A 4,433-nucleotide genomic window follows, 5' to 3' on the forward strand; every position below is an offset into this window, starting at 1 on the left:
TGTGAAGCGACTGGTGTAACACTTGGGACGCCAACTACTGCGGATAACTGTGGGGTCGCTACCGTGACTAACGATGCGCCTGCAACATTCCCATTAGGAACTACTACAGTGACCTGGACCGTGACTGATAATGCAGGGCTTACAGCTACTGCTACACAATCGGTGACTGTTAACGATACAACTGCGCCTGTAATAACTCTTAATGGAAATGCTACTGTAAATGTTGAAGCTTGTACCGGAATCTATACTGAACAAGGTGCTACTGTTGCCGATTGTGAAACTGGACTTTCAGTTACTATCGGTGGCGATACCGTCGATGTTAATACACCTGGTACTTATATCATTACTTATAATGTAACTGATACGGCTGGTAATGCAGCGACGCAAGTGACGCGTGATGTTATTGTGGCTGACAACACAAATCCTATTTGTTCAACTCAGGACATTACAATCCAACTTGATGGAACAGGAAATGCTACTATTACTGCTAACGACATTGACAATGGGTCAAGCGATAATTGCGGAGTAGCTTCTATTTCCGTTTCTCAAACTGCATTTACATCTGCGGATATTGGAGATAATATAGTGACTTTTACTGTTACAGATGTTAACGGTAATTCTTCAACGTGTAATGCTACAGTTACAGTAGAAAATTCGACACTTGATATTGATGATGATAAATTTGAAGTCTTTGGTATAAGTCCTAATCCGTTTAAGGATAACTTAATCATCAAAGTTCCGGCGAAATTATCTGGAGATACTTTTAATATTGTTATTTACGATTTAAACGGAAGAAGAGTATTTAACGAAGTTAAAAGTGTTGTAAATAATGAAATTAACCTAACTGGATTAAGTCGATTAGAAATAGCACCTTACATCATTAGAATAATTAATTCTACTTCTAATAGTGTATATAGTAAACGTTTAATTAGATATTAAACCTTAAATAATTTAAAAAAAAGCAGTGATTTGATATAAATCACTGCTTTTTTAATTTTTAATTAATTGAAATTCAATAAGATGAAAATGTGTTCTGTATTTCATCGATTTTATTTGCTTTTTATGGATTAAATTTAATATTTTTGTAAGGTAATATAGTCCCAAAACTATAAACATAACCGCTTTATGAAAATACATTTAATTAATGTAGGGAGAATTTTTATTCTATCTACACTTATCCTATGCACTTGCCAAATAAACGGCCAAAGTGATTTTCTAACACAACACATCGAAGATGATGTAACAAATAATGGCTTTACTAATACCAGTATTACGCCTGTTTCTTCTTTAAACAGTGCCTTTGTACTAGCCAACAATAACAGAAAAGTAAGCGCAGGACAATCAGGTGCCACAACCGATGTCAATGCAATAGATTTGGCCGCCGCTAGAGTTTTAACAGCCACCAATGCTTTAACTTATTACAAGGAAAACAACACATTAAATACTAGAATAAATTCTTCGATTTGGGAATATGTTGGCCCAGCTGGTGGACCCAACGAAATGATTGTTAGAGGACGATATGTCGTTAATTTAAATGGAGGTACAAACTCAACCACTTTTGGAATTTCGGGCATCAGTAATTCACAGAACTGTATTCCTTTTATTACGGGTATAAGAACAAATGTCGCTATTCAAGGAGCAGACTCATCTACTGCTATAGCTTACTTAGAAAATAATACGACTTTAAGAGTAGAAAAAGGTAGTAATGCAAATAACGTAACTGTTTATATCACTTTAGTTGAATTTACAGGTAGTAACTGGACTGTCCTACATGGGGACTCTGGGAATACCGCAAGTGATACTGCTTCAATAACATTAAGAAATAATTCTGATGGAAGTGGTACCGCTACAAATGTTAATGATTGGTCTGAAGCCATAATCTTTGGCCATCATAGAGGTGACAACAACGCAGATGGCGTAAATGATGCCATTGCAGATAACTGGCCACTATTTCAACCTGGAGGAAATAACCAGACTGTAAATTGGACCTTTAATGCAAATCATGACTCTAATGGAACAAATAGACAATTTGTTCATGTACTTCATAACCCAAATCTTACGGTAACTAGATTTTCTGATACGCAAAATGGCGCTAACGAGTCAACCATAGATATCTCATCAGCAGGCTTAACAGATGTAAATCAAGCTCTTATTATTGGCTCTTCAATCACTAGTGGTGGCGGTACTGCTTATGGTAGGGGTTGGAGAAATTACTATTTTAATTCTACGACACAAGCAGCGCATTGGGCTCATAGAAACAATAATACGATGAATCACGAAATACAAATTGTGGATTTATCGAATTTAACAAGTTCTAGTTGCTCAACAACTATAGCATCATTTCCTTATAATGAAGGCTTTGAAACAGGTTTAGGAGACTGGAGTCAAGACACCACTAACGACGATAGAGATTGGACAAGACAATCTGGAGGAACTCCATCTAATAATACAGGACCAAGTGCAGCACACGAAGGCAGTTTCTATCTGTTTACAGAAGGTAGTAATCCTAACTTTAATTCGGAATTTAATTTAATTAGTCCGTGTATAGACTTAACATCAGAAACGGCTGCTTCTCTATCTTTCTATTATCATATGTATGGTACGAATATGGGGACTCTTGATGTCGAAGTCAGTACCGATGGAGGTGCTACATTTGGTACTCCAGAATGGTCGGCCACAGGCGAATTACAAACCAGTAATGCACAAGCTTGGGTGCAGGCGACAGTTATTCTAGACGCCTATGCAGGTCAAACAATTCAAATAAGATTCAGTGGACTTACTGGTGCTGATTTTACCAGTGATATGGCAATAGATGATATTTCAGTAACAACTGGCGCTATCGTTTCGACATGTAGCGCTGCAACATTGACACTGCCATATACAGAAAGTTTTGAAACGGGTACAAATGGCTGGGCTTCAGGAGGCGCAGATGCATCTAGAGTTAATAATCCTGCTAATTCATATGATAACAGCTATAGTTTAATGATAAGAAGTAATTCCGGTACTGCTTCTTCTTTCTGTTCTCCTAGCATGGATATCACATCTTACAATAAGGTAGATTTCGATTTTTATTTCACGGCAATAAATTTTGAACAAGATGAGCTCTTCTACGTGGAATATAGTGATGATGATGGTACTACTTGGACAATTGCAAAAATATTTGAAGCAGGTGATGTAGAAGGTGCTTCTGCAGTTAGAGGTGATTTTGATATTAATAATAGTACAATATTTTATAACAAAACTGTAACGCTTCAAGACTCTGATTACACTTTTTCGTCTAATTCAAGATTTAGAATACGAGCAGCAGCTAGTGACACGTCCGACTTAGTTTACGTGGATAACGTAAGTATAACTGGTGTTACTTATACAAATCCAACAATCGGCCCTGGAGGTGTTACTAATGATTTAGACCTATGGCTTAGAGCCGATAGAATTGATGGTACGACTGTTGGAACAGATGGTAGTTTAGTTACAGCGTGGATAGATAATGGACGTGGAAATGATGCAAGGACTAAAGCTACAGGTCTAGAACCGACCTACAGAAATAGTGCGGCAAGAAACATTAATTTTAATCCTGTTATAGACTTTGAGAATGACCCCAACACAGCTGGCTCGGACATGACATATATCGACCCGAGAGATAAAGTTTTACAAGGAACAGGTGGCTTTAATAGTAATGATATTTTTATGGTAGTTATACCAGATCCTACAATATCTACTGCGATTTTACCATTAGATACATTTACAAGTACTGACCCAACCGGAACTACTTTTGACGAAGATGTTACAGGATTTGGCTATGGTAACTATTCTCAGCGTTTTACAAACGAAAATTTTGGTTATGCTATAGGAACAAGTAATGCGGCTGGAAATGGATACGGTAGAGGTGTTACCAACACTGCAATAAATTATAACCGCGTTCACATTATGAATACTAGACATAATGCATCTGATAGTGATATGGAAATCTATATGAATGCGAACCAAATAGGAACTGTGACTTCAGACGTTGGTGACTTCGCAGCTGTTAATAATACAAGATATTGGCTAGGAAGAAGTCAATATTTTCAAGGAAGTTTTGATGGACGAATTGCAGAGGTCATCACTTATAATGCCCGTAAGAATGATGCTGATGCTACTCAAGAGCGTAACAGAATACAGTCTTACTTAGCCATTAAATATGGTATCACTTTAGAACCTACTATCACCGCTGGAGTCATTGAAGAAGGTAACATTGATTATGTCGACAGTGACGGCTCTGTTATTTGGGATGTATCGGCTAATACAGGATACAATTTTGATATCGCTGGTATTGGTCGTGATGATGCCTCTGGACTTGACCAAAGACAATCTAGGAGCGTGAATACGTTAGTCGATGGTATTGGTGAAACACGTGGTATTCTTACCATGGGGCTTACCTCTATCGAAGATAC

2 protein-coding genes are annotated in these 4,433 nt (G+C 37.4%); both read left to right on the forward strand.

The annotated features are described in order from the left end of the window. A partial coding sequence (locus DFQ05_RS13550; RefSeq protein ID WP_132706178.1) for an immunoglobulin-like domain-containing protein occupies positions 1-939 on the forward strand: 939 nt, incomplete at its 5' end. 186 nt (positions 940-1,125) lie between these two features. Further along, positions 1,126-4,433, forward strand: a 3,308-nt coding sequence (locus tag DFQ05_RS13555; RefSeq protein ID WP_199222007.1) for a DUF8202 domain-containing protein, incomplete at its 3' end; no start/stop codon positions are given.

Source organism: Winogradskyella wandonensis, from assembly GCF_004346845.1.
GTDB classification, from domain to species: Bacteria; Bacteroidota; Bacteroidia; order Flavobacteriales; family Flavobacteriaceae; genus Winogradskyella; species Winogradskyella wandonensis.